This window comes from Paenibacillus sp. CAU 1782, from assembly GCF_054551715.1.
On the sequence record NZ_JBTOLL010000012.1, the window covers coordinates 62,291 to 88,693 of the forward strand.

A 26,403-nucleotide genomic window follows, 5' to 3' on the forward strand; every position below is an offset into this window, starting at 1 on the left:
CTTTTTGACAAAATGGAATCTCTTGTATTATAGTGGGGCAGAACACACGCTCTGCTATTCAGTAGGAGGAAGAGATTAGTGAACATCCCAATTATGCTGCTCGTCATATTTGTTCTTGCGGCAGTGCTGCCGGTTTACTTCAGCCAATCAAAGCCTCGGGGCGACCTCTGGTTTGGCGTGACCCTGCCCAGAAAAGCGCTCAAGGACAAACGTCTGCTGCAGCTGCAAACCCAATACCGGCGAACCTATTATATTTTTGGCGCAGCTATTCTGATAGCCGCCTTGCCGCTGCTTCTGCTGTCAAACATGCCATTATTGGCCTATCTTTATTTATTGTTTTGGGTAATCGGAGCTTTCTATACCTCGTCCATTTTGTTCAGGCGTTATCATTATTCGGCCTCCAAGCTAAAACGCGAAAAAAATTGGTTCGGAGAGTCCAAAAGAGAAATTTCAATAGAGCCGGAAATAGGGCGGTTGTCTGCAATGAAACCGATATCTCCTTATTGGTTTCTGCTCCCGGCCTTTATTTCGTGCGCCCTGATCATTGTTTCCGCTGTAGGCTCTGAGGGCCTGCTTCGCCTGACAGGTCTGGCTTCCTTCATCATGACCGTGGTTATGTTCTTGCTGTACCGGGTTTTCAGCAAGGGCAGAAGCCGCCCTGACAGCGGTTCGGCGGCAAACGCCGCTCTTCACAGCGCGGCGAGACGCTACTGGTCGGTCATGTGGCTGGCGCTTGCTCTATTCGAAGCCGTCAACGCCTTCATTGCCTACGCCGTCCTGCGGGATGGGTTGTCCAGCGATTTCAGCATCTGGATGGGCGGCATCATGATGGTTTCGCTAATTCCGTTAGTCGTTATTATTGCGGTGAATAATAAAATTCGCGGCCTGGAGTACCGCTATGCCGATACCAACGGCAAGGCCTATTTGGGCGACGACGATGAGTTTTGGCGTCACGGACTCGTTTACTACAACCCGGATGACGCCTCCATGCTGGTTCGCAAACGGATAGGCATTGGCTCCACCGTCAATATGGCAACGCGCGGCGGCAAGCTGCTGGTTTACGGGGGCGCGGCCTTGGCGGCGGCTATCCTTATTCCCGTTCTGCTCCTGCTTGCGCGCGGCGATGCCGTCGCGCCTTCCCTCATCATTAACGAGGATGGCACGGCCTCAATTGTAAATACGGAGTACCCATACAGCTTTAGCCTGGAGGACATGCTTGAAGTTAAGCTTGAGGATCAATTGCCCTCCGGCTTTCGCAGCAATGGAGTTGCAACCTCGCTTTATGCCAGAGGGAATTTTTCCTTAAACGAGCTTGGCGATGCCAAGCTGTATGTTTTCAAAAAATCGCCGCCGTTTATTGTCATCAAGCTGCCCGATCTTTACGTTGTCTTTAATGAAGATCAGGCCGCGGCGACAACGGAATTGTATAATGAACTGGCTGCCTTTAAGGAAAGCCCTCCCGAATAATATCGGTTATTGCCCATGCCGCCCGTCAAGCAGTTCGTCCAGCATTTTTTCCCGATTGCCCAGAAAACGGCGCGTGACGATATAATGCTCCGTCTCCTCCCATTCTACCCGCCTGACGCCATGCCTGCCGATCTCATAAATCCAGGCATCCGGGTACCCCATCAGGATGGGGGAATGGGTGGCAATAATAAATTGGGAATGCTGGTTCACGAGCTCATGGATGCGGCCCAGCATGGAAAGCTGGCGGGTCGGAGATAACGCGGCTTCGGGCTCGTCCATAATGTACAGCCCTTTTCCGCCAAAGCGGTGAAGAAACGTTGCAAAAAAAGATTCGCCATGGGATTGCTGATGAAGCGACTTTCCGCCATAAGAATGGGAAATCGGCGATCCAAACGACGGCTCGCGGTCCATCTGATCAATATTGGTAGCCAGATTGTAGTAGCTTTCCGCACGGAAGAAAAAGCCGTCCCTTGGCCGCTGCGGCCCCCTCACGGGTCGCAAATAGCGATAAAGCTCGGAATGCGACTCCTCGGTCTGAAACGAAAAATTAATGGTGCCGCCTTCGGCGTTAAAGCCCAGCGCTACCGCGATCCCTTCCATAATAGTCGATTTGCCGCTGCCGTTTTCGCCGATCAGAAACGTCACCTTGGGATGAAACGCAAGCTCCTCCAGCTGCCGAACGGCTTCAATATGGAATGGATACGCCTCCCATGAATCAACATCATCACGCAGCAGCTCCATCCTCCGCAAAAACGCCCCGCGCTCATAGATCGTCATAAGCGCTATTCAGTCCACTTATCGCCTTGCAGCTTTTTCCATACCGTCTTGTTGCTGTATTGCTTCTGCGTGCTGATATCCTCGCCGAACCAAAGCGGCGCCTCAAACGTATTGGCTTCCTCCAGCGACTGGAACTCAACCTCCAGCACGGACAGATGAATCTGGTCATAAACGTCGATTTCGATTGTTCGTCCGTCCCAGTCCGCGGTTATTCTGGACTTTGTCAACGGCACAAAACCAAACGCCTTGACTACCTGCTCGTAAATGCCTTCCGTAATCTCGTATTCGATTTCCTCCCGCTGCACGCCATTGCCGTTTTTGAATGTATGCGTATAAGAGACGGCTCCCGTGTCCTCATTCTTCAATTTGCGAACCCGCAGCTCCTGCGTATCGTCAATTGCCAAATAGGTCTGCCAGATATTCTGGGTATGCAGAACCTTTATTTTACCCTCTTGAATTAATGCCTCCGGTCTTTCCGCCAGCAAAAATTTACGTTCGATTTCCAATGCCATAGGATATGCTTCCTCCTGCATGATGATAGGCTTCCCAAGCTAAGGCGTGTATGCAACTGCCCCTAAGCGGGTTTGCATACATGTCCCAAGGGAGCGGTAAAATGGCTTTCATCCAACGCTACCAAAATCGCAGACAGGAAGCAAGCCCTTACGGCAGCCCGACGCCAAAAACAAATTTGTCCGCCGGTCGGAGATTGGCCTATAATAGAGGTATTCACAACAGGGAGGGTGTCACGGATGAAGATAGCCATTGCCGGAGGCAGCGGATTTATTGGAGAGGCGATAACAGAAGAGCTTCTGAAGCACGGCCATCAGGTCTATATTTTGACCCGTAGCACTGCTTCTGCGACTACCAAAAAAAATGTGGAATACATACAATGGCTAGGCGAAAGCGATCAGCCGGAGAGCCGACTTGAAGGCATGAATGCCATTATCAATTTAGCCGGAGAATCCCTCAGCAGCGGAAGATGGACTCCCGCCCGCAAAAGCCGGATGCTGGAAAGCCGGCTGCATGCAACGGACGAGATCAAACGCATCATTAGAAGTTTGAACCATAAACCTGCCGTATTGCTGAATGCCAGCGCGGTTGGTTATTACGGCACGTCGACACGCCAAACGTTTACCGAAAAAAATCAAGTCCAGCCTTCGGACTTTCTTTCGCAAGTCGTTTGCCAATGGGAGGCCGAGGCCGACGGAGCCGGCGTTCGAACCGTTCTGATGCGATTTGGCGTTGTGCTTGGCCGAGGCGAAGGCGCGCTTCCCCGCATGGCGCTCCCGTACAAGCTTGGTTTTGGCGGGACGTTGGGCAGCGGCAGACAGATCGTTTCCTGGATTCATGTTCAGGATGTCGTCAGAGCCATGTTGCATTGCATTGGCGATTCTTCGCTTCAGGGCCCCGTCAATTTTACTTCGCCCAAACCTATAACGATGAAAGCATTTGGCCAAACCATCGGCAAAGTGCTGGGCAAACCGCATTATTTCCCCGCTCCCGCTTTTGCAATAAAGCTTCTTTTAGGCGAAATGAGCGTAATGGCGCTTGAAGGACAAGCCGTCCTGCCAGAGAAGCTGAGCAACAGCGGCTTTGAATTCCACTATTCCTCACTTGAAACTGCATTGCAGGATTGCCTGCTCCCATAGCCATATCCCGCTGCTGTCCTGTTATAGCCTTGATTTGCCGCCCCCCCTTTTCCTATGCCTGCATCTCCTCCCTGCGAATGAAAAACTTGGCAGCCGGAGATGATACATAGGGAGCTTAGGGATGGAAAGGGGGATGCGGCGTGCCTAAGACAGATAAGCCTCAAGCCAGCAACGGAACGCTTCAGCCTGACTTAAAAAATAATTTGGACGTGCTTCAGCATGGAATGGGAGGCAGCTCGGACCTGATCATCAAGCAGCTGTCCAACAATCTGGGCTGGCGCGGAGCCATGCTTTATGTTGACGGTTTGTCCGATAGCGTTGCCATCCATCACGCTATTCAGGATTTCCTGCATATTAAATGCGACGACACTTCCGAAATAGACGAAAACCCCGTTTCCTTTTTAATTCACAAGGTTATTACCGCAGGCCATACGGATATTTTGAACCAACACAATGAAATCTACAATTCACTGCTATCGGGAGGCATCATTCTTCTGCTGGACGGCAGTACGGAATGCCTGTCAATCACCGCTGTCGGCTGGAAAGACCGCAGCGTCAGCGAACCCACCTCCCAATCCGTCGTTCGCGGCCCCATGGAGGCTTTTACCGAAAATATCCGCACCAATACAACGTTGATCCGCCGCAAAATCAAAGATCCCAGGTTGTGGGTGCACGAGTTGAAAATTGGCGACGTTACGCAAACCAACGTTGCCGTTCTGCATATAGAAGGCCTCGCCGAGCAGCATATCGTCGACGAGGTTATGCAGCGGTTGAACCGAATTGAAATCGACGGCATTTTGGAAAGCGGATATATTGAAAGCTTCATTCAGGATAAAATCTATACGCCTTTCCCGTTAATCTACAATACGGAGCGGCCCGATACCATTGCCGCAGGGCTATTGGAAGGTAAGGTCGCCATTCTGGTGGACGGAACGCCGTTTGTGCTGCTTGTGCCGGCTTTGTTCGTCCAATTTTTCCAATCCTCCGAGGATTATTACCAACGGGCGGATATTAGTACGCTGCTTCGAATGCTGCGCTATATTTCCTTCTTTATCGCCATGCTTGCGCCCTCGATCTATATAGCCATTACCACCTTTCACCAGGAAATGCTTCCAACCGGCTTGCTGATCAATTTGGCCGCTCAGCGTGAAGGGGTCCCGTTCCCCGCCTTTGTGGAAGCGGTGCTGATGGAAATTACATTTGAAATTTTGCGGGAAGCCGGCGTCCGCATGCCCAAAACAGTTGGCCAAGCCGTCTCTATTGTCGGCACGCTCGTAATCGGTCAAGCAGCCGTCGATGCCGGAATTGTCTCCGCTGCCATGGTTATTATCGTATCCATAACAGCGATCTCAAGCTTTGTGATACCGGCGGTCAATTTTTCGATTGCCGTACGTATTTTGCGCTTTCCGCTGATGGGGCTGTCCGCTTCTTTTGGGCTGTTGGGCATTTTGCTTGGCATGATCATTATCGTCCTTCACCTCGGAACGCTCAAATCGTTTGGCGTTCATTATTTGCATACCTTCGCCCCTTTTAACTGGCGCGATCAGAAGGATGGCATTTTCCGGGTGCCTTGGCTATGGATGAAAACGCGGCCTTCTGCGACCGGCAAGCTCAATCGCTTCCGCCAAAAGCCGCGTCATTGGCCCGCAAGAGACGGTGAAGGAGGCGCAGACTCATGATTCTGCGAAGATGCATCGCTTCCGTTCTCGTATTGGGCTGCTGTATGCTGCTGACCAGCGGCTGCTGGAACCGCAAGGAACTGAATGAGCTGGCGATTCAGCTTGCCACCTCCATCGACAAGGAGGGCAAGCAATACCGGGTAGCCTCCCAAGTCGTCATTCCCAGCGAGGTTTCCGCCAAAACAACAAGCAGCGGCATGTCTCCCGTCACCCTTTTTCAAGCAACGGCTCCTACGATGATAGAGGCTTTCCGCAAAATGACGGAGAGCAGCTCCCGCAAAATCTATTCCGCGCATCTGCGGGTGTTGATCATCGATGAAAATCTGGCGAAGGAGGGCATTGCCGAAGTATTGGATTTGTTCTCGCGGAATCCCGAAACCCGCACCGACTTTTATTTGATGGTGGCAAGGCATAGCTCCGCGGTCAGCATATTGGAAACCCTGACCTCGATGGAGCGTATCCCTGCCGAAAATCTATTTTATTCGCTGGACACCTCCGCCAAAAACTGGTCGCCTACCACGACCGTAACGATTGAGGAATTAATTGAGCAATTGGTTTCGGAGGGGCGCAATCCCGTATTAACGGGCGTTCAGCTTATCGGCAATAAGGAACAAGGCAAAAAAATCTCCAACGTCCAGCAAGTCAAGCCCGATGCGACGGTGCGCTTCACGGGACTTGCCGTATTCTCGGGGGACAAGCTGGCGGGCTGGCTGGACGAAACCAAAAGCAGGGGTTACAACTACATCCTTGATAATGTAAAAAGCTCCGCCGGCCATTTGAACTGTCCTTCCGGCGGGTTGATCGGGCTGGAAACGCTGAGGAATCAGACGGTCGTAAAAGCGGATGTCGTTGACGGAGAACCGCTGATTTCCATCAAGATCACTAACATTAACACCGTTGCCGACACGGAATGCAAAATCAACCTGTCAGATCCCGCAACCATAACTGATTTGGAGCATCAGGCCGGGGAACGACTTCAGAAGATTATTGAGCACACCATCGCCTACGCACAGGATAACTTTGATTTTGATGTATTTGGCTTTGGGCAAAAGGTTTATCAGAGCCATCCGAATCAATGGAAAAAAATGAAAAGCGAATGGGCAACAAAATATTGGCCCAATCTGAAGATTGAGTACGATGTCAAGTGCCAGATCCACAAAATCGGCACTACTCGCGATTCTTTCATTAACCACCTGAAAAAGTAAGGGGTGTCTGCCTTGTTCGGCATTTTGATAACGCTGGGGATCATTCTTGTTCCGTTTCTGGCGGAAGGCTTGACTCTTTTCCAAAAGCGATGGTTTAAAGAAGCGGCCATCTATACGGTTTTGATGTCGCTGGGGTGCTGGTTCAGCATCTGTACCTTTAATGTAATCACGCTTCCCAGCCCCTTTATTCTGCTGAAAGCCGCATACGCTCCCGCAATCAAGCTTTTCGGCATGAACTAGCATTCAGGGGGATTGATTAGACATGACTTCAAAGATAATGCCGTTTATGTCGGTACGCCAGTTGAAAGTGCTGGTTATTTTCTTTATCGTTGGGGATATCGCATGGTTTCTTCCATCTCTGGCCGCCAGCATCGTGCATCAGGATGCATGGATTGCCGCAATCATCGGCAGCGCGGCGGGGTGGGGACTAGCGGCGTTTATTTTCTGGTTCGGCATGCGTTTTCCGGGAAAAACGCTTGTAGACATCCATCGGGAGGTTGCGGGCAAATGGATCGGCGGATTGCTGTCGCTGTTTTTTATTGTGCACATGGTTTCCGCCGCATCCGCGGAGGTAAGAGCAATCGGACAGTTTGTCACAACCCAAATTATGATGGAGACGCCGATGCGCGTGATCCTGTTTATTTTTTCAGCCACGGTGGTTATCGCCCTGTTTGCCGGTTTGGAGGCCATCTCGCTCACCGCGCAGGTGTTTTTCCTGTTGTTCGTCGGCTTGTCCGTGCTGCTGTTTGCCCTGCTTTTTGGCGAGCTTGAATTTAGCAATTTGCTCCCGGTGCTCAATCATACGCCTGCGGAATTTGCCAGGGGGACTCTAATGATGTCCGCTTTCCCCTATGGGGAAATGACGGCTTTTCTGATGATATTTCCCGCAGTGAAAAAGGAAGAGCGCATGTTCAAGCATTATATGCACGCCGTTATGTGGGGCGGCCTGGTCATTATTTTGCTGGTGACGCTGTCCCTGCTGTCTCTCGGCGCTTATTTGACCGAGCAACAGCTTTACCCTACCTATACAATGGCCAAAAAAATAAGCATTGGCGATTTTCTGCAGCGGCTGGAGTTTATTCTGGTCATCAGTTATGTCATGTCCACCTTTTTCAAATGCGTTATTATCATTTACGCCGCCAAAAAGGCAATCCTGCAGCTGTTCAGGCTGCGGAACGGCCGCGCGTTTATTATACCCGTCGGCTTCCTGATGTTTGGTTTTTCCTATATTATGGCTCCGGATATCGTTTTTCTCAACTCTCTGGCCCCGCCTTGGTCGCTCTGGTCCATCACCAATCTCATCGTGCTGATCGGATTGGTTTATCTGCTCCACCTTTTCAAATCCCGCCGGCGAAAAAAGACCGGAGCAACATGAGCCCCGGTCCAGCTTGACGCGTATAGTAGATGCAGCAGTACGGTTATTGCAGCGATTCCGCTGTCGCTTGTAGCCGTGCTGCGGCCAGGCTATCGCGGCGTTGCCGCTATTGCAGCGACTCCGCTACGGCCAGAGACGCTTCCTCGCTAATGCTGCCTACGACGCTGAATTGCAGACCGCCGTTTTTCCAGTAGAGCTCCGTCATGTTAGGCTGTGCGAACACATAGGCTTCCGCTCCCGCGACTTCGGTATCGCTAAAAAACTCCATCGGGATGACAGCATCCGCACGGTCAACCATAAACGTAAATTCCTGCTCGCCTGCCTTGTAGATATAAACGATCCGCGTTACCGCTGTGTTCTCTCCTTCCTTCATGCCTGTAGCTTCGATTTTGGATAATTGAAAGCCTTCCGGCACAAACGAAGGCGCAAGCAGATCGCTTCCGAATAATGTTTTGGCTTCCTCCGTCGATCCCACCTCTACCGTAACAAGCGGAGACAGGCTTGATCCGCCCGACGCTCCGTCGCCCGGTGTCGTCACGCTGCCGCCGTCCCCAGGGTTCGAAATCGTATTTTGACCCGTGCCCGGATTTTGAACGACCGTTGAACCATTGCCGTCTCCCGGGAATAACTGCGGTGCGGAGATCGCCACTGTAACAACCAGCGCTGCGGCCGCAATGCCGGATATCCATCTGTTGCGAGTCATAAACGATCCTCGACGGGTTTCTCTACTGTCGTTATTGGCCTTTTGATTGATGCTGTTCCCCTGTATTTTTGTCATAATGCTTCCTCCTTTTATTCCTGCTTTTTCTCTGATGCTTTGTTTCAATTTATCGTCCATAGCCATATCGCCAAAAAGATAGTTGTCACTTTCCTCCTTGTATTGCTCCCTCAATCGCTGTTCAAGCTCCTTCATGGTTCCTCTCCTCCCTGGTTAGCAAAATCCCTAGCTGCTCCCTCGCCCTGTGCAATCTGCCACGAACAGTGCCTTCCGGCAGCGCAAGGCTTTCCGCCATCTCCTTGGTGCTCATGTCCAGATAGTAGTACAGGTATAACGCTTCCTGAAAAGCCATCGGCAGCTTCATGACATGCTGCAGCAATTCGCTGCGCGCGAGCTTGTTCAGCGCTTCCTCTTCAACATGAAAGCTGCGGGTTGCCTCCAGCGTCTGCGGATCGGTAGGTTCTTCTCCCGACATTTTCAGTCCCAATCTGTCCCGGCATACATTTATCGTTATTTTGATTAGCCACGTTTTGACCGAGCTGGTTCCCCGAAACTTGGGCCAGCCCCGATAAGCCCGCAAAAAGGCCTCCTGGCTCATATCTTCGGCAAGATGCCGATCACCCGTATAGAAATAAGCGGAACGAAGCACAGTTGTTCCGTATTGCGTCATCATCATTTCAAGTGCGTCATCCGGATGCTTCGGAAAGCTTTCCTGTACGATTGGGCCGGCCGGCTCCTTCATCCCTCAACCACCTCCTGTTAATTAGACTCCCCAACCCGGCATTTCGCTTCATGAAAAACAAAAAAATCTCAACATACAAATCATTAGAGCGTGTCTGAAAACTCAGCAGGGGGCAAAAAGGCGGTGATAGATGCATTTGAGTGAGTTTTCAGACACGCCCTAGACGTTTGAAGCTTGAATAATGGTAGTAACAATGCTACTATTAGATAATTAGACAATCATCTAAATGAGGAAGGAATGAGGTGAACAACAACGAACGATGCATTTAAAGCTTTATCTGACCCTACCCGACGTAAAATTATTAGTTTGTTACGAGAGAGGGATTTGACAGCAGGAGAAATTGCCGAACAATTTAGTATGACGAAGCCAAGTATTTCACATCATTTAAGCACTTTAAAAAATGCTAAACTCATTTTGGATGAACGTAATGGCCAAAACATCATTTACTCATTGAATACTACTGTAGTGCATGAAGTCATGGGATGGTTTTTGGAAATGTTTTCAGACAAGGTTCGGAAAGAGGGTTTTGAACATGATAAGTAAGCTTAAATTGGGACGGCGGGATATATTGTTGTTTTTGATCGGTTTAGTCCCGCTTATTATTGGCTTCATTTATTACTCGAGTTTGCCGGAGCAAGTGGCTATTCATTTTAATTTATTCAATGGTGAAGGAAACGGCTTCATTATGAAAAAGTTGTATTTACCATTGATTTGTTTTTTTACAATAGGGTTTCCGCTGTTGTTTAAAATAACACGTCAAATAGATCCAAAACGATTTAACTATCTTAAATTTGAAGATACTTTCGAAATGATTCGCCTTTTAATAACGGTTTTATTGAGTGTTTTGTTCATACTTACTATTTTGTATAACATAGGCTATACGATCACGATGGAACGATGGGGTATTCCTGTGTTAGGAGTTTTTCTCATCTTTATCGGAAACATAACAGGACGCATTCGTTACAATTATTTCATCGGCTTTCGAACACCCTGGACGCTTGCGAACGAAGATGTATGGAGACGCACCCATCGTTTTGGCGGACCTGTCTTTATAGTCTCAGGAATTCTAATGCTTATTTCATTATTTTTCGAAAAACCTTTATGGATTATTTTATTCGCATTTTTAGTGTTGATCATAATCCCGACATTGTATTCTTATGCAATAAGTCGGAAGCTCCGATGAGATCATTTTATATACAAGATCGGAAAGTGGCGTTCAAATTTCAAATTTAAATTATGGAGGTATACACAATTGAGAACTAATCCAACCATTCCCTTAAAAGCAATCTCGGCAATACTGGCCTTGTCCATCAGTCTTCCGACCATCTCAAGTGCTGCGTCAATTAATAATCAGGTGGTTACTCCAGCTTCAAATGTCCAAATTGATGCTGACCGTTCAGAGCAAATCGTACCCTTACGTGCAGTTGTCGAAATGTTAGGCGGAGAAGTGTTGTGGGACGAAACCAGCTCGACTGTAAGCGTCAAGTATCTCGGACATACATTATCCTTGAAAATAGGGAGCAATAAAGCCGTAAGCGACGGCAAGGCGATCACAATGCCATCGGCAGCGCAGCTCATTGAAAAACGAACCCATATTACACTTCATGCTCTTAATGAAGCGCTCGGCATCACAATAGGTTGGGATGAACAATCCCAAGCCATCATCGTTGACAAGATGGATCTCACTAGCAAAGCGACAGCTTTTATTGCCTCTGCTTTGGGCTCTTCGACTATCAGTTCGACACAGTATTTTAGCGCCAATCTTGGGTCAGTTGCTACGGCGGAGCGTATCAACTATTTTTTTAGAAACGCAACAGGTCAACTTGGAAACTTTAAAGGCATTACCAACCTCTCAACCGATAAAACTATCGTACATGAAAATGTGAGGCTCGCGCTCGCTTTTGAAAAAGGTGAAATACCATTCGTCCTTAGATTTAATCACGGAAGAGAGATCGATGACTTTTTGCTCGATCTTTCCGCGGCAACGAAGCTAGAAGGCTACAAATTGCCAAGCTATGCAAATCCGCAGGCCTATACCGAAAAAGAAGTTATGGTCGGTGAAGGTCGCTGGGCTTTGCCTGGCACACTGACGTTGCCGACAGGCGAGGGTCCGCATCCTGTAGTTGTGCTCGTTCACGGATCGGGGCCGAATGACCGCGATGAGTGGCTTGGCGCGCTGAAGCCATTCAGCGATCTTGCAGCAGGCTTGGCGTCACAAGGAATTGCCGTTCTGCGTTACGAAAAACGCAGCCTTGAATATTCAGCGCAGCTTAGTCTTTTGCCAAATCTAACGATGAAAGAAGAAGCGCTTGACGATGCCCTTACTGCCGTCAAACAAATGAGCAACACGGAAGGCATCGATCCGGAACAGATTTATGTACTGGGACACAGTCAAGGAGGTTTTATGATGCCGCGCCTTGTGGAAGCAGATGAAGATAAGCAAATTGCCGGAACAGTTCTAATGTCAGCACCAGGCGGATCCTTTTTTGACCTAATGGAAAAGCAATTTTCTTATCTCGTAGATTTGAACCAGATGCCCCCACAATCGTTGGAATTCTATAAAGGGCAGTTTGCCATCTTGAAGGACCCTAACTTTTCCACGGCCAATCCTCCCAAAGAATATTCGCTCGGATATTGGTTTATGGACCTGCGCGGCTATGAGCCAGCTGAAATGGCAAAGGACCAGACAGGGAAAATGCTGATCCTGCAGGGAGGGCGCGATTATCAAGTTATGCCGGAACAGCTTGATATCTGGAAGGACAATTTGAAAGATCGCAATGACGTAACTTATCGGCTGTATCCAAAACTCAATCACTTTTATACCGAAGGCGAGGGTGCCATGAGCACGCCAAATGAATACCTCAAGCCGGGCAACATTCCGTTCGAAGTCATCAACGACATCGGCAATTGGGTTAAAAACAGCACTACCAAATAAATCCACCTATATTTAATCGGTTGGACCCTCTGTTAAAGGGGCTGTCCAAAAAGCCGATCCACGTATCTGATTCAATTAAAAAATAAGCGCTAACGGACATTCGTGTCCGTTAGCGCTTATTTTTTTGCTTTTTGCGTTTGTAACGGACATGGATGTCCGTTACAGTGAAGATCATCCAATACATACCCATTTTGGGGCTCTAACGGACAATGATGTCCGTTAGCATTTCAAAATCTGCGTTTTACGCCTCTAACGGACTTCCGTGTCCGTTAGAGCGTTTGACTTTTTGGACAGCCCCTTTTTTAATTCCATTCATACCGATCATTGTCCTGCAAACTTGCCATCAATGCCAAGGTATAAAAATCGCAAGCAGCATAACAGCTATGCGAGCTGTTGTAGTCAGGCTGAAGTTTTTAACCGACAGCACAAAAGTGGTTGCCTTGGCCGGCGCTTTGGCAAAAGTCTTTATGTTCCGACGCACCGGAATCAGTGTTAGCAGCAGCGGCAGCGCAATAACGGGATTTACGCCCATAATGAGCAAAATCGGCACATCCAGTAGAGCGGCATAATAAATGATGCGGAACAACAGCAGCGCTTTTTCCTGACCGATGTATACCGGAAGCGTGTAGCGCTTGTTGGCCAAATCTTCTTCCATATCGCATATATTGTTGGCCAGCATAATACCTGCGATTCCCAGCACGGCCGGCATGGAAACCAGCAGCAGCAGCAGCGTCTCCATCAGATTGACACTGACGCCAAGCATTCCGTCCTGAAGGGTAATCGAAGCCAATTGATTGCCGTCCGTATGGATATAGGCGGCGACAAAAGTTATGACAAAACCCATAAACAACCCCGAAAACAACTCGCCGAGCGGCATGCGGGAAATCGGCAGAGGGCCAAAGGAATACAGGATGCCCACGCCAAACGACAAGGCTCCCAGTGCCAGCACCACCAATCCCGTCTGGGCAACAAGCACAAGCCCGGCGGCGACGGATGTTAAAAACATCACGACGATCATTATAAAAACCGTCACCGGATTCATGCCGAATTTGACAATCGCATTATGCTCCTCGTAGCCGTAACCCTGTTTTTTCTGCGCTTTGACATAGTCGTATAAATTATTGATTGCAGTAGTCGTCATATCGAATAAAAGCAGCGAGGCAAACATCAGAAGCCATAAGCCGATATCAAAGGATTGAAATCGGAACCAGGCATAAACGGAGCCAAGCAAAAAGGGCAGCATGCTGGCTACCTTAGTCTGTATCTCCACCAGCTTGAGAAATTTGAGTATACTGTTCATTGCTATCATTCCTTTCAATGCCAGTATACCGCCGCGCCAAATCCACCAAAGTGACTTTTATCACAAGCCAAACATGAATTTCACTCTCACCCATTCGTTAAACTTATCTGTCACTTCCTGATTCGATGCCGACAAAAGAGGGTAAGTACCAACTATAAGACACACCATCAAACATCCAAAGGAGAGATGAACCATGTCTAAACATAATTCAACAACATCGGGTATTATTACAGGAGCACTGGTCGGAGGAGCCGTAGGCGTTATCGCCGCTTTGCTGCTGGCGCCAAAATCGGGACAGGAGCTTCGATCCGATTTGGGACAACAACTGCAAACCGTCGGCAGACGCGCCAAAGATTTGGCAGACGCCGTTTGCAGCAGCACGAAGGAAACAGCCAGCCAGGCTGTCAGCAATGCCGGTGAAGCAGCAGCCAGCATTGGTCAACATGCCAAAGAAGCTGCCGAAGCTGTTGGCTCAGGAGCCAAGGAAGCGGCTGAAGCATTCAGCACTGGAACAAAAGAAGCGATTCAAGACGCTGCTGAAGGCATCAAATCGGATATCGCTTCGCTGCCGCCGGTCAATGGAAATTCCTCCAACTAAAGCAACCTTATAAACAGACGGCACCGCTCATAACAAGCGAGCCTCAGTAAAACAACAAATACGGGAAGTCCGGTGTGCGAGCACCCGACTTCCCGTTTGCATGAACCTATTAGAGGCATATGGATCGCGAGCAGTTATCCTTCCAGTATTCGGATATAAATCGGCATAACGAGCTTTAGCAGGGTCCAGGATATAGCGCTTGCCAGTCCGTGTTATGTATGATTGCGGTTAAACGCTCAAACCGGATTAGCCGGAAGAATGATCCTCTCCCAGCAAACCCTTCAACTGCTCTATCGCCCTGCGCTGAATGCGGGAAACGCTCATCTGGGAAATGCCCAGCTCATCCGCTATTTCACGCTGGGAGCGTCCTTTGTCATAGACCAGCGACAGCACCGTCTGCTCCTGAATTTTGAGCTTGCCAATCGCCTCGCGCAAATCAAGACGGCCATCAAGCGATTGCAGATCATCGCTATCCGACCGAATCATATCGCCAATTGTTGCTACGCTTTCGCCCTCGGACGACAGCGGCGTATCCAGCGAAACATACTGATAGGATTCTCTTGAGGCCAGCACCTCTATCGTTTCCTCCACCGACAGCTCCAAATAATTGGCGATATTCTCAACTTGAGGGGAACGTCCCAGCTTCACCGTTAATTCATCGATTGCGCGTTGGACGAGCAGCCCCTTTTCCTTGATTCGGCGCGGCACCTGAATATACCATGACTTGTCTCGCAAATAGTTTTTCAGGTGGCCGATGACGCTTTTCATGGCATAGCCTTCAAAAGGAATTTCACGGTCGGCATTGTATTGCTTGAACAGCCTCAGCATGGACATTTGACCTACCTGATACAGGTCCTCATACAGATCCGGCCGGCTGCGCGACATCTTTCCCGCCGCCATCCGAACAATGGGCTCGTAGTGGCGAAGCAGCTCTGTCGCACTGTCATTGCAGCCTTCCGTCCGGTACAGCTCCATCATTTCCGCTGCTTGCTGAGGGGTGAGTCCAGAGGAATGAAGGCTCATACCATCTCCTCGTTTCTGCTCCTGCGCTTGATGAGTACAACCTCGGTGCCTTGTCCCGTTCTTACATCCACCTCATCCATAAGCGCTTGCATCATAAATAGGCCTAGCCCGCCGATCGCCGCATCCCGAAGCGGAGTGTCGTGCAGCGTCGCGCTTTGCGGCTCCAATGGGGAGAACGGAAAGCTGTCTCCGTTATCGCGGACGTTAATCTGAAGCCCCTCGTCATCGGCATGCTGGAAAGCAATTTCGATAACGCCTTCTCCCCGCCCGCCATATGCATGAAGGATCGCATTTGTGCAAGCCTCCGTCACGGCAACCTTCATATCCTCGATGTCCTCGTATGAAAAGCCGGTTTTGCTGGCTATGGAATAAAGTGTCGTTCTTACGATATCCAGATAGTCGGCCGAAGCCGGTATTCGCAATAGGATCGGCGTCTGTTTCGTCATAGGGCACGTTCCTTTCTCGAGTCTATTTATTATAAACTAATTTTGCCGAAGTTTGGTCCAAATGCGTATCGCCGAGGCTACGCCGTCCGCGATGGCTGCAACCGTCGCCTCTTCCTTCCGGTTTTGCGCTGCAGGCTTAGGGGCTGGGGAAACTGCCGCTGCCGCCGTAACGCCCGTTGATTTTATTTTGGCAGCCATGCCTGAGGCGGTTTGCCGCACAGCCGAGGTTAACGCAAACGTCGCGTGGCCGATTTCCCGGGCGCTGCCGAACAATGAATCAAGCTCCTTCATCTTCTCGCGGATATCTATCGTTACCGCATTTGTATGATGAATAACGGAACGCGCATCCTGGCTGACCTGAAGGACTTCCTCCCGCAGTTCGCTCATCGTGCGCTTTGCCTCATCTATGGCTACATTCGCCTGCCGCAATGTTTTGAGCACCATCAAAAGCACCAGCACCAGAACAACGGTCAGCACGCTTGCGCATATGCCGATCACGATTTCCATCGCTCATCACTCCCTTTGTAACGTTATACCCCTGTAATCAGTCTTTGAAACGACTCCGCCAAAAAAGGGTCTGCCATCCTCTCGGCATGGTATAATAGAGTATAGAAAACGCAGCGGACTTTTGAACGACTTCAAAAAGGAGGCCATTATGCCGAAAGCATTCCGGGCCGGCATCCGGCTCAAAATAGCCATTGGATATATTTTAATTATTTGCTGCATGGGGGCGGCTATCCTCATCGTGACCAACCGAATCTCCTCCCTTCAGAACGAAATCGAAACCATGACGGCGAGAGATATGGAGATCAGCAATTTGATCACCACCATCCGTTACAATGTCATTAATATGGAAACAAGCCAGCGCGGTTATCTCATTACCGGGGACGAGGCTTATCTGGAGCCTTACAAAACCAGCATTATGGAATGGGAAGGCCAGTTTAAAGCGCTGCAAGCCTTTATCGGCGACAATCCCTCCAAGCAGGGCGAGCTGGAAGAAATTAAAACAACGATAGAACGCTGGATCTCCACAACCGGGGAACCCACAATCGAGATGAAACGCAACAATCAGAACGAAGCGATCCTGCACTTTTTTCAGGATGATCCCGGCAAACGCGATATCGAAAGATTAAGAGAGCTGCTGGAATCGCTCCGTGTCAAACATCTGGCGGATAACGAAGCTTATCTGAGCGATCTGGATACCCGCAATACCGCTCTGACGATCGGGCTGTACATTATGGTGGGCGCCGTTTCCGTGATCGCATTTTTGATTGTGCTGATCGTATCCAATTCCATTGTGCGGACCATCAAGCAGGTGGTCGGCATGATTAGCGAAATATCGCGTTCAAAAGGCGATTTGACCAAACGGATTAACGTTCAGTCCAATGATGAAATCAAAGATTTGGCGGAATCCATGAATATCCTTCTGGAAAATTTGGAGGCCAAGTCCTGGGTGCAGGAAAAAGTAGCGGAAGTCGCCACCATGAATCAAGGCATGGACGATCTGCGCAATCTGGCTTCTTCCTTCCTGAGCAGGGTGGCGCCCATGGTTTCGGCAAGTTACGGCGCCTTCTATATTCGCAGGGGCAGCGGAGGCCAAGACCGGTTGGAGCAGCTGGCATCGTATGCGGGCTCCGGAGATCCGGCGGGCGGCAGAAGCTTCAGGCTTGGCGAAGGGCTGGTGGGACAATGCGCACAGGACAAACGGGCATTTCTGCTGAATCAACCGCAGGACTACGAAGCCAGCATTCAATCCGGACTTGCCGAATTCCGGGCAAAAAGCGTGCTGGTGGTGCCGGTTGAATTCCAGGGCCACTCCATAGCCGTCATTGAATTCGCCTCGCTGGAACCATTTACAACCCAGCATTTGCAGCTTCTGGAGGCGATCGAAGACCATCTTGGCGTAGCCATCGACAATGCCGCTGGACGAATGGAAGTCGAACGGCTGCTGGGCGAATCGCAGACGCTTACCGAGGAGCTTCAGGCGCAAACGGAAGAACTTCAGGCGCAATCCGAGGAGCTGCAGATGCAGCAAGAGGAAATGCGGATGACAACGGAGCATCTGGAGGAGCAAAATCTGTACGCCGAGCAAAAAACGAAAGAGCTGGAGCAAGCAAAAGCAGACCTGGAGCAATATGCGGACCGCCTGAAGCAAAGCGCCCAGTACAAAACAAACTTCCTGGCCAACATGTCCCATGAGCTGCGCACGCCGCTGAACAGCATTCTGATTTTGTCCCAATTGCTGTATGAAAATACGGATAAGTCGTTGTCCTCCGAGGAGGAGGGTTACGCCCGCGTTATTCACTCTTCCGGCAGGGACCTGTTGACCCTGATCGACGACATTCTGGATTTGTCCAAAATTGAAGCCGGCAAAATTTCGATTGTGCTGGATGAGGTCAATGTGACGGAAATTCCCGACTTGATGAAGCTGAGCTTCGACCCTGTCGCGGAGAAAAAAAATGTCGTGTTCCAGCACGAAATGCAGCCTGACGTTCCGCAAATCATTCGTACAGACGGGCAGCGGCTTCAGCAAATTCTGAAAAACCTGCTGTCCAACGCTTTTAAATTTACCGATAGCGGCTCCGTTACGCTGAAAATTCATAAAGCCGACCCTGTCGTTGCGAGACATCGCTTGCCCTATGCCGATCCCAACCGGATCGTCGCTTTTTCCGTAATCGATACCGGCATCGGCATTCCAAAAGACAAGCAGGAGCTGATTTTCGAAGCATTCCAGCAGGTAGACGGAAATACAAATCGCATTTATGGCGGCACCGGACTTGGATTGTCCATCTGCAGCGAGTTTGCCCGCCTGCTTCACGGCTGCATCGTCGTTGACAGCGAGCTGCACAAAGGAAGCTCCTTCACGCTGTATATGCCAACGGAATATGATGCGGCCGCCATGGAAGCGCAGCAGGCCGAACAGGAATCCGCAGCAGCAAGGGAAAACTTGGCAGCTCCCGGAAAAAGTGTTCCGGCGATGGAAGAAAGTCCACTTGCGATAACGGCAGCGGATACAGTAGTCCTCGATGGAGAGCCGGAAAGCAGCGACAAAAACAAGGATAATCCTTTCCAGGGCAAACGGGTGCTGCTGGTGGAGGATGACGCCCGCAATGTATTTGCTATTATTCATGCGTTGGAGCAGCGGGGACTTGAGGTTGCGGTGGCCGGAAACGGCAAGGAATGTATGGAAATGGTGGACGAGGACACTCGTTTCGACCTGATTCTTATGGATATCATGATGCCGATTATGGATGGCTTCGAGACGACGCGCGCATTGCGGCGCCATCCGCTTATGAAAAATACGCCAATCATCGCGTTAACCGCAAAAGCGATGAGAAGCGATATGGAGAGCTGCCTGGAAGCGGGCGCCTCCGATTATATCAGCAAGCCGATTCAGATGGAGCAGCTTTTCTCCCTGATGCGCGTTTGGCTGACAAAGCAGGTGGATCATTAATGCCGATTGAATGGTGGAATAACAAAGTTATCCCCTATGCCGATACGGACGAAGATCCGGCTGAGCTGGAGGAGTTGGAAATCGAGCTGCTGCTGGAGGCTATTCGGCGCCGCAGCGGCTTCGACTTCCGCAACTATCTGCGCTCCTCGCTGCGCCGCCGCATTCGCAACCGGATGACGCAGGACAAGCTTCCAACCGTCACTTCTCTGCTGAATCGAGTGTTGCACGAGGAAGGTTTTCTGGAGAAGCTGCTGGAGGACTTTTCGATTAAAGTAACGGAGATGTTCCGAGATCCCGAGTTTTTTCTTGCCTTCCGCCGCAACGTAGCGCCGGTGCTTCGGGAAAAGAAGGAGCTGCGCATCTGGCATGCCGGCTGCGCCACCGGCGAAGAGGTTTATTCCATGGCTATTCTGCTGCAGGAAGAGGGACTTTTGGAACGTTCGACGATCTATGCAACGGATATGAGCAAGGAGGCCGTTTCGCTGGCGAAGGAAGGGCGTTTTCCGTTGAAGCGCATGCAGGCATATACAAAAAATTATTTGCAGGCTGGAGGAACACGCGAGTTTTCCGCCTATTACTCCACGGATCACGCCTCTGCCTACTTCCATGACGAGATCAAAAAACAAATGATGTTTGCCCGGCATAATCTGGCGACGGATGGCTCCATTAACGAGTTTCACGTTATCCTGTGCCGGAACGTGCTGATCTATTTTAATCCGGAGCTTCAAAACCGGGTGCATGGTGTTTTAAGTGAAAGTTTGGCCAAGGGCGGTTTCCTTGCTTTAGGAGGAAAAGAATCTTTTATCTCCCCCCACAAGTCGCAATTTAGTGAATTTATGCCGGAGGAACGTATTTTCCGAAAGCTTCCGATCGAGGGGTAATAGACGAAAACGCAAAAAAGGAGGGCGACAAATGTCAGGCCTCCTTTTTTCAGGATTTGTATTTGATTAAGCGCACCTCCGTGCAGCCTTCTTGCGATAACACATTAACTTCGTCCATCAGCGCCTCCATCAGGAAGATCCCAAGTCCGCCTACGCGAAGCTCGCTGCTGTTCCCGCCCTGGAGCGGCAATGAATCATGGCGCGCAGCCTCGTACGGAAAGGAAGGGCCGCGATTGATAACGGAAATGGCAAGAACGCCGTCGCCTGGCTGGAACGAGATGTCGATCACGGGACCATCATCATCGCCGCTGCCATGCAACACCGCATTATTGCAAGCCTCCGACAGCGCAACCTTCATATCCTCTATATCCTCAAAGCTAAACCCCAGCTTAACTGCCACTCCGTACAGGCACGATCTTGCCACGTCAATATAATCGGCATGGGCCGGTATCTGCAATCCTATCGCTTTCATCCCTGCGCCTCTGTCCCTTCCTTCAAATAACCCGACAATCCCGTCAAGTCGAACAAACGGCGAATCGAGGAGGGAATCTCCTGAACGTAAAACGGTGCGTTAATGGCATCCCTCGCCTTCAGAATCGACACGATTATGCCAATTCCCGTGCTGTCGATGTACGTTAAACTGCCAAGATGAAGCGCCAACGCCACATCGGTGCGCTGCAGCACGTGCTGGAGCGACTTCTGCAGCTGGGGGACGACGGACAAATCAAGCTCACCGCTCAGCTTTAGTGTATAAACTCCGTCGCGCTCGCTCTGCTGGATTGCAAAAGGTACCGTTTTCATCATTGTTTCACTCCGCCCTGTTATCATAATTAAATCATATCGGTTGAATACATGGTTGACAAGTCTTTATTTGGAAAAAATAGGTTTCTTCTAAAAAGCGCTCTATGTCTAGCCGTCAAACGGTCGCAATATGATAATAGCTTATCGCATACGGTTTTCCGGTTTCGGGGTCGAGAAACAGCTTAAGCAGCGCTTCGTCCCGCTGAAACACAATACCGTCCTCGGCCTTATAATCCGGTTCGCCCAAGGCCTTCACCAAAGCTTCCTTGGTGGATTCAACGGGAATGCCGTCAAGCTCCAGGCCATGCGTCAGCTCGATATCAACGTATTGGATGAACTCGCCCATAAAGGCAACGCGCAAACCTTCATACTGATAAACTTCCAAATCGGCAAAAAACTCATCCGTCTGGATAACAGATGGCTCGCCAAGCTTGGCGACAACATCCTCCCGGCTATCGTAAAGCGAAACGCCGCATACCGTCTTCAGCTTATGCTCTGCCGGCTGCATCGCCGTTGTCGCACTCTTTTCAACTCTTACGGGCTCTGTTGTTGATGCCTTCACCGAATTGGATGTCCATAACGCATCGTCTTTATTCGGCTCTGCCAATCCCAGGCTTTGCCCTCCCGGGACCCCCGCTACAAATACAGGCGGGTTTTCCGGCACCGCATTACTATTGTCCGCTCCTTCGCCTCCAGCTGTTCCCAATGCACCGCATATGATCAACGTGACGAGAAACAATACTCTCATGTCCGTCGCCTCCCAGCTTATTGCCTCGGTTTAAGGTTCTTATAGAGGTTGTTCAAAACATCCGCTTTCCATTACGAAGCATGCCAAGCGGCATCGTCAGTCGTCGAATCTGGCATTCAGTCGAAATCCCGTCTTCTCGGTACTGCTAACCGTATTTTTTGAACGCGCACTTATAATTCTTTATAAACGTAAATGGAACGTTTGAAACCCTTTTGCGGCAAATTGTATAAAAGGAGTGGGAGCAGCCGGGGCAAAATCAATTCAACGTAACGCGAACCAGGCAAATATCATCCCGCTGCGCGTTTTCTTCACCTTCTCCAAGCAGGGTGTCGACCAATACGCCGGGATTGTCTCCCCGCCCGCCGCGAACAGCGGCGCTCATGACTTCGCGGCGCTCTTCATCGCCGTTTTCCCCCATTGCGTCAAGCAAGCCATCCGTATAAAGCGTAATAACAGTGCCAGGCTGGTACGATACTACTTCTTTTACGACCTTTATTTGATGAAACAGTCCGATTGCAGGACCGCCAGGCAACAGCTCGGAGCATCCGTCCTCCGTAATGGCAAGTCCGGGCGGATGGCCCGCATTGACGTATTCATACGTTCGGCTGTCTGTATCCACGACCAGAAAAATTCCGGTAAAATAATAATTGATGAGTTCATCCTTCTGATAAAGCTGCCCCATGTAACGATTCAGCTCCACCATCACCTCTTCGGGATCAGTAATTCGCAAAATGAGATCCTTCAAAACCGATGATATAAACATGCAAACCAATGAAGAGGAAATACCATGCCCCATCATATCCAGCAAAATAATGCCGTAACGGTTCCGGTCAATCCGAAACCATGCGTAATAATCTCCCGCCAGCTCCGAGGATGGCCGGTATTCGGCTTCTATTTCAATCCGCTCGTTAAGGATGGGATCGCTGAGCACGCTTCGCTGCACTTGCTTGGCTAATTCCAACTCGTAGCGGATACGCTTGTCCTGTTTTTTGTGCCAGTCCTTTTCTTGCTTGAGACGCAGCGCGGAACGAATTCGGGCCATCAGCTCCAGCTTGTTGATCGGCTTCATGACATAATCGGAAGCTCCCGCATCCAGCGCTTCCGCCAGCTTGGTAGACTCTCCGACCGCCGTGACAAAAATAATAGGCACATCACGGTACCGTTCCTCCGCCTGAATGCGCCGGCAAGCCTCCAGCCCATCGATTTCCGGCATCATCATATCCAGCAAAATCAAATCGACCGGCTCCTCCGCGCCGCACTCCGAATCCAGATGAAGCATGCGAAACAGTTCCGCCGCCGAAGAAGCAATACGGAGATCGGAATACCCCTCCTTGCTCAATATTGTCCTTATAATCATCTGATTGGTTACGTTGTCGTCTACGATTATAATACGCATCTGTCTATCCTCCTATGAACGGTTCACGATACTGCGTACATATAAGAATAGCCTACCCTTTCGAGCAGGCTATTTCAATACATTAGAATGGAGGACGGTTATGCGGAAAACCTCCATGATGAAAGCCCGGATACGGATGGTAATATACATCCCTGTCGAAGTCGTCCTCGCCATATTCCTTGCCGCCCCATGCGATCACAACGATCCGGTCGCCGTCCATCTCCCGCTCCAGCCGTTCCGCTTCGCCGGGCGATATGCCGAGCGACTGCATTTTGGCTCTCAGCTCGTCGCCGGTCGAACGGAACAGGTTGGCAATTGCCGTTCCCAGCCCTTCCTCCGCGATCCCGATTTCCTCTACATTTTCTTGCTCGGCGATCCGTTTGGTTCTGGATTTATCATGCGTCAGTACAAAAATATGATCGTCCCTATAACCATCCCTGCGGAACTTGTCTGCTTGCTCTTGCACTTCCTCGCGGGAATCTACTGTAAACACTCTCGTAATAGCTGTATTCGTTGTTTTCATCATAAATCCCTCCGTTATCTATTGTTTAAAAAGAGTAAATTATAAGCTTCAAGTATCGGCGATGCAAACCGCCATCTGAAATGATCATTTTCAAGCGCGTCTTCGGCCAAAAATCAGGGATACCAGGAACAGTACAACAAAGATAACAAACAATACTTTGGCGACTCCTGCCATGGCGGAAGCAATGCCCATAAAGCCGAATATGCCCGCCACAATGGCGAAAATAAAAAATGCTAATGCCCAGCGTAACATAAGTATCACCACGCTTTCTTTTTTGTAAATCTAATCAGTTGCCACCGGCTTGCTAGTTCTTAACCGCATCCTCTCCCTTTGAAACAGAGTGGCCTGCTTCCATTTGTTGACTTCCGCGTAATCCAGCCTTGTCTGCGGGAGTTAGGACCTCTGCAAAAAACGCCGGACTTGGCAACAACACATGTTGAAAGTGCTGCAGCCAGGCCCGGCGCATGTAAAGCGTCTACAACCTTGTATAGCCGTTAATGAACATCAAGCGAATCCTCAAGCTTAAAGCCATTGTAACCCGGAAAGCCATCGACCTTTTCTGTTTCAAGCGTGCCAAAATCATAGATTTGCCATTCTCCGTTAACCGGCTTAAGACAGGCTTCCAGATGGGCAGCATGGCCGATGGCATAAAATAGATTAATGGTTCTGATCGGTATCCAGCAGAATCAGATCATGCTCTTCCATCCCGAATACCTCCATAGAAGCCTTCTCCGAATCCAAGACGAGAGACAATTCCCGGAGGTCGGGCTGCAGCTCATGGCGTTTGCCGTCTTGACCAACAAATACCGTTTCATAGGTTCCGTAATAGCGCCGCTCCCCCCCGTCCAGCATGTACTGCTCCCCGTCCGTTGCCAAAAGCTCAATCGATCCGAATCGGCTTTTGCCCTCGTCGCGTTTCTGACCAAGGCTTGGCAAGATGTTAACTGACGTGATTTCTCTCTGCCACCACTCTCCGCTTGACAGCTCTTCCGAAAATGCTGCTGGAAGGATAGGCAAATCGCCTTTTACATTAAAAGGATCGAGGGTTGTTGGTCTGAATTGCAATCCTCCATCATCATCCCATGAGGCTATCCAGCCCCCGGCAAAAGCGCCGATGAATTGGCTCCGCATATCGGACATCCATTCCAGTTCCCTGGTCTCTCCATTCCAGCGGAACAAAAAAGTGGTTTCCCCGCTATACGGCTGGAAGTAAACCTCGCCTTCGTTTTCCCATGTCCGCCCTTCCGTCCCAGCATCCCAAATCTTTTTGTTATTCATGTCCAGCAGCACAAACCCCGATAAACCAACCGCTATCCCTTCATGCCGTCTGATCAACAGCGGTTCCTTTAAATCGGCCCCATCCAAAACCGTCGCAAGGACTGTTGTTTGTCCGGTTTCCACATGATGAATCTTGTAGACGGAATCGCTTTTCTCCCAGCCGTTCTCTCCCTGCTTTGTCGGAACATAATGCTCTACCAGCAGCTCGTCATCGCCAATCCATCCAAACACGTTCATTCGCTCCCGCGAGCCGGGTCGAACCTTCAGCTTGCGGATTTCGCCTCCGTTACGGTCATACAGACCGATGCCTTGCGCGAATACAGTTTGCCCGTTTTCAAATGCGCTTCCCATTGGTTCAATGTCATTGGCATATTCCAGAAAAAAAGCCGTTCCGCTCTTGTTCCATACCACGCTCCCGTCGCCTGCGATATAGCTATCCTCCAGGCTGATCTGGGCGAGAACGTCGGTTTTCTCCAAATCAACGACTTGAAAATGCCGGCTTGGCTCAATCTGCGAGCCACTGACAACCTGGTACACCATCCGGCTCAAATCCGGTGAAGGATAAGACAAGCTGCGGAGCGGCTTGCTGCCGAGATCGCCATATGCCGGGAATGTTTGCGAGAAGGAAGTGACGCGGTCGTTAAACTTGTCAAAAAGCCACATCTTTCCCATAAATGTTGACAACAGCAATTTGTCGCCGCTGTCGCTTTGCCAGTCTGCCAGCAAAAAATCATCAACGTAGCTATTCGGCTCCTGATACCGTATCCAAAATGCTGGCGCAACAGTCTCTACGGTGTTCGATTTCACATCCAAACGGACTAAATCGTATTGTAGAATATCCCCTGTCCTTGTTTGCTTCACAAACAGGATGTAACGATCATCGATGACACGGAAGGGGTAATCCCAGCTGTATTCATGTCCACAAGTCTCGTAAAGCGGTATGCCTCTCCATTCCTTTTCGCCTGGATTCACTACCAGCGCTTCGTAACGAATCGTCTCATTTTCCCCTTCGCTTTTGCTTCCGTCCTCATAGGAGATCAATTGCACAAAAGAATCCCCCGTCCGCTCCAATGCCAGCAGATTCACGTAAGAGTCTGCCGGGAACGAAAGCTTGAAGCCTCCTCCGTCGACGTCCGCGGCTGTTATTGACTCCGCCATCGTCTTTTCTTTTACATCCACTGGCGTGAAGGAGGGCGGAATAACCTCGGCATGCTGCATTTCTGATGCCTGCATTTCCGGTGCCTGCATTTCTGATGCCGGAATATGTTGCTCACTGCCTGCATTCTCAGGGCTTTGTCCGGTATCCTTCTTTAATCCCGGAATAATCAGAAACGCCAAAATCAGCAACGATGCCAAAGCCGTCATCCAAAATGGTTTATTCATATTCCATACTCCTATCCCTTGAAAT

Annotated in this window: 26 protein-coding genes and 1 pseudogene; 12 read left to right on the top strand and 15 right to left on the bottom strand. The window is 50.1% G+C overall.

The genetic code is table 11. The features are described from left to right. Positions 1 to 78: 78 nt before the first annotated feature. Positions 79 to 1,467, top strand: coding sequence for a DUF5808 domain-containing protein (locus ACX93W_RS19940; protein ID WP_459394134.1), 1,389 nt, complete (start codon positions 79 to 81; stop codon positions 1,465 to 1,467). A gap of 6 nt (positions 1,468 to 1,473) precedes the next feature. Here the strand turns inward: ACX93W_RS19940 and ACX93W_RS19945 are convergent, their stop codons facing one another. Continuing rightward, positions 1,474 to 2,244: an AAA family ATPase gene (locus tag ACX93W_RS19945; RefSeq protein WP_459394135.1), complete on the bottom strand. Its 771-nt coding sequence runs from the start codon at positions 2,242 to 2,244 to the stop codon at positions 1,474 to 1,476. Positions 2,245 to 2,249: 5 nt separating this feature from the next. Beyond that, complete coding sequence (locus tag ACX93W_RS19950) at positions 2,250 to 2,756, bottom strand: CYTH domain-containing protein (RefSeq protein ID WP_459394136.1); 507 nt, start codon at positions 2,754 to 2,756, stop codon at positions 2,250 to 2,252. Positions 2,757 to 2,993: 237 nt separating this feature from the next. Here ACX93W_RS19950 and ACX93W_RS19955 point away from each other — a divergent pair, with 237 nt between their 5' ends. From ACX93W_RS19955 to ACX93W_RS19975, 5 genes are all read left to right on the top strand, one after another. Further along, positions 2,994 to 3,893 (top strand): TIGR01777 family oxidoreductase, encoded by a 900-nt coding sequence (locus ACX93W_RS19955; protein WP_459394137.1) that lies wholly within the window; start codon positions 2,994 to 2,996, stop codon positions 3,891 to 3,893. A gap of 140 nt (positions 3,894 to 4,033) precedes the next feature. Continuing rightward, positions 4,034 to 5,572 carry a spore germination protein gene (locus tag ACX93W_RS19960; protein ID WP_459394138.1) on the top strand — a complete coding sequence of 513 codons (1,539 nt, stop codon included), beginning with the start codon at positions 4,034 to 4,036 and terminating at the stop codon, positions 5,570 to 5,572. After that, a complete protein-coding gene (locus ACX93W_RS19965; protein ID WP_459394139.1) occupies positions 5,569 to 6,777 on the top strand; it encodes a Ger(x)C family spore germination protein in 1,209 nt (402 codons plus the stop codon). The genes ACX93W_RS19960 and ACX93W_RS19965 overlap by 4 nt, the downstream gene beginning before the upstream one ends. A 12-nt stretch (positions 6,778 to 6,789) precedes the next feature. Continuing rightward, positions 6,790 to 7,017, top strand: coding sequence for a hypothetical protein (locus ACX93W_RS19970; RefSeq protein WP_459394140.1), 228 nt, complete (start codon positions 6,790 to 6,792; stop codon positions 7,015 to 7,017). A 22-nt stretch (positions 7,018 to 7,039) separates the two neighbouring features. Next, entirely contained in the window at positions 7,040 to 8,152 is a 1,113-nt protein-coding gene (locus ACX93W_RS19975; protein ID WP_459394141.1) for a GerAB/ArcD/ProY family transporter, read from the top strand. Between the two features lie 106 nt (positions 8,153 to 8,258). Here the strand turns inward: ACX93W_RS19975 and ACX93W_RS19980 are convergent, their stop codons facing one another. After that, positions 8,259 to 9,065, bottom strand: a complete 807-nt coding sequence (locus ACX93W_RS19980; protein WP_459394142.1) for a DUF4367 domain-containing protein — start codon at positions 9,063 to 9,065, stop codon at positions 8,259 to 8,261. Beyond that, entirely contained in the window at positions 9,052 to 9,612 is a 561-nt protein-coding gene (locus ACX93W_RS19985) for a sigma-70 family RNA polymerase sigma factor (protein WP_459394143.1), read from the bottom strand. Before ACX93W_RS19985 ends, ACX93W_RS19980 begins: the two co-directional genes overlap by 14 nt. Before the next feature lie 255 nt (positions 9,613 to 9,867). Here ACX93W_RS19985 and ACX93W_RS19990 point away from each other — a divergent pair. The 3 genes and pseudogenes from ACX93W_RS19990 to ACX93W_RS20000 all read left to right on the top strand — a co-directional run. Next, a pseudogene (locus ACX93W_RS19990) lies at positions 9,868 to 10,155 on the top strand (autorepressor SdpR family transcription factor); the annotation flags it as partial. Then, on the top strand, positions 10,145 to 10,795 hold the full coding sequence (locus tag ACX93W_RS19995) for an SdpI family protein (RefSeq protein ID WP_459394144.1): 651 nt from the start codon (positions 10,145 to 10,147) through the stop codon (positions 10,793 to 10,795). The pseudogene ACX93W_RS19990 and the gene ACX93W_RS19995, both read left to right, overlap by 11 nt. Before the next feature lie 69 nt (positions 10,796 to 10,864). Beyond that, positions 10,865 to 12,547 (top strand): alpha/beta hydrolase family protein, encoded by a 1,683-nt coding sequence (locus tag ACX93W_RS20000; protein ID WP_459394145.1) that lies wholly within the window; start codon positions 10,865 to 10,867, stop codon positions 12,545 to 12,547. A 343-nt stretch (positions 12,548 to 12,890) separates the two neighbouring features. Here ACX93W_RS20000 and ACX93W_RS20005 read toward each other — a convergent pair whose 3' ends face one another. Continuing rightward, positions 12,891 to 13,847, bottom strand: coding sequence for a 1,4-dihydroxy-2-naphthoate polyprenyltransferase (locus ACX93W_RS20005; RefSeq protein WP_459394146.1), 957 nt, complete (start codon positions 13,845 to 13,847; stop codon positions 12,891 to 12,893). 193 nt (positions 13,848 to 14,040) lie between these two features. Between ACX93W_RS20005 and ACX93W_RS20010 the strand changes: the two genes are divergently transcribed. Then, positions 14,041 to 14,445 carry a YtxH domain-containing protein gene (locus ACX93W_RS20010; protein WP_459394147.1) on the top strand — a complete coding sequence of 135 codons (405 nt, stop codon included), beginning with the start codon at positions 14,041 to 14,043 and terminating at the stop codon, positions 14,443 to 14,445. 246 nt (positions 14,446 to 14,691) lie between these two features. Here the strand turns inward: ACX93W_RS20010 and ACX93W_RS20015 are convergent, their stop codons facing one another. Genes ACX93W_RS20015 through ACX93W_RS20025 form a run of 3 tightly spaced genes read right to left on the bottom strand, consistent with a single transcriptional unit; the run spans position 14,692 to position 16,421 of the window. Then, positions 14,692 to 15,468, bottom strand: a complete 777-nt coding sequence (locus ACX93W_RS20015; protein ID WP_459394148.1) for a sigma-70 family RNA polymerase sigma factor — start codon at positions 15,466 to 15,468, stop codon at positions 14,692 to 14,694. Continuing rightward, entirely contained in the window at positions 15,465 to 15,914 is a 450-nt protein-coding gene (gene rsbW / locus ACX93W_RS20020) for an anti-sigma B factor RsbW (RefSeq protein ID WP_459394149.1), read from the bottom strand. The genes ACX93W_RS20015 and rsbW overlap by 4 nt, the downstream gene beginning before the upstream one ends. Before the next feature lie 36 nt (positions 15,915 to 15,950). Continuing rightward, on the bottom strand, positions 15,951 to 16,421 hold the full coding sequence (locus ACX93W_RS20025; RefSeq protein WP_459394150.1) for a DUF948 domain-containing protein: 471 nt from the start codon (positions 16,419 to 16,421) through the stop codon (positions 15,951 to 15,953). A 148-nt stretch (positions 16,422 to 16,569) separates the two neighbouring features. On the opposite strand from ACX93W_RS20025, the gene ACX93W_RS20030 reads away from it, so the two are divergent. Further along, positions 16,570 to 19,368, top strand: a complete 2,799-nt coding sequence (locus ACX93W_RS20030) for a response regulator (protein WP_459394151.1) — start codon at positions 16,570 to 16,572, stop codon at positions 19,366 to 19,368. Next, positions 19,368 to 20,249 (top strand): CheR family methyltransferase, encoded by an 882-nt coding sequence (locus ACX93W_RS20035; RefSeq protein ID WP_459394152.1) that lies wholly within the window; start codon positions 19,368 to 19,370, stop codon positions 20,247 to 20,249. The genes ACX93W_RS20030 and ACX93W_RS20035 overlap by 1 nt, the downstream gene beginning before the upstream one ends. Positions 20,250 to 20,298: 49 nt before the next feature. Here the strand turns inward: ACX93W_RS20035 and ACX93W_RS20040 are convergent, their stop codons facing one another. The 7 genes from ACX93W_RS20040 to ACX93W_RS20070 all read right to left on the bottom strand — a co-directional run bounded on the left by ACX93W_RS20040 (position 20,299) and on the right by ACX93W_RS20070 (position 26,378). Then, complete coding sequence (locus ACX93W_RS20040; RefSeq protein WP_459394153.1) at positions 20,299 to 20,721, bottom strand: ATP-binding protein; 423 nt, start codon at positions 20,719 to 20,721, stop codon at positions 20,299 to 20,301. Beyond that, a complete protein-coding gene (locus ACX93W_RS20045; RefSeq protein WP_459394154.1) occupies positions 20,718 to 21,053 on the bottom strand; it encodes an STAS domain-containing protein in 336 nt (111 codons plus the stop codon). The genes ACX93W_RS20040 and ACX93W_RS20045 overlap by 4 nt, the downstream gene beginning before the upstream one ends. A 112-nt stretch (positions 21,054 to 21,165) precedes the next feature. Continuing rightward, positions 21,166 to 21,798, bottom strand: a complete 633-nt coding sequence (locus ACX93W_RS20050) for a hypothetical protein (RefSeq protein ID WP_459394155.1) — start codon at positions 21,796 to 21,798, stop codon at positions 21,166 to 21,168. 256 nt (positions 21,799 to 22,054) lie between these two features. Beyond that, the gene (locus ACX93W_RS20055; protein WP_459394156.1) at positions 22,055 to 23,194 is read right to left on the bottom strand and encodes a PP2C family protein-serine/threonine phosphatase; all 1,140 of its coding nucleotides are present in this window, start codon (positions 23,192 to 23,194) and stop codon (positions 22,055 to 22,057) included. Between the two features lie 82 nt (positions 23,195 to 23,276). Continuing rightward, complete coding sequence (locus tag ACX93W_RS20060; protein WP_459394157.1) at positions 23,277 to 23,720, bottom strand: general stress protein; 444 nt, start codon at positions 23,718 to 23,720, stop codon at positions 23,277 to 23,279. A gap of 87 nt (positions 23,721 to 23,807) precedes the next feature. Continuing rightward, the gene (locus ACX93W_RS20065; RefSeq protein WP_459394202.1) at positions 23,808 to 23,969 is read right to left on the bottom strand and encodes a DUF1328 domain-containing protein; all 162 of its coding nucleotides are present in this window, start codon (positions 23,967 to 23,969) and stop codon (positions 23,808 to 23,810) included. 405 nt (positions 23,970 to 24,374) lie between these two features. After that, positions 24,375 to 26,378, bottom strand: coding sequence for a hypothetical protein (locus tag ACX93W_RS20070; RefSeq protein ID WP_459394158.1), 2,004 nt, complete (start codon positions 26,376 to 26,378; stop codon positions 24,375 to 24,377). Positions 26,379 to 26,403 lie beyond the last annotated feature (25 nt).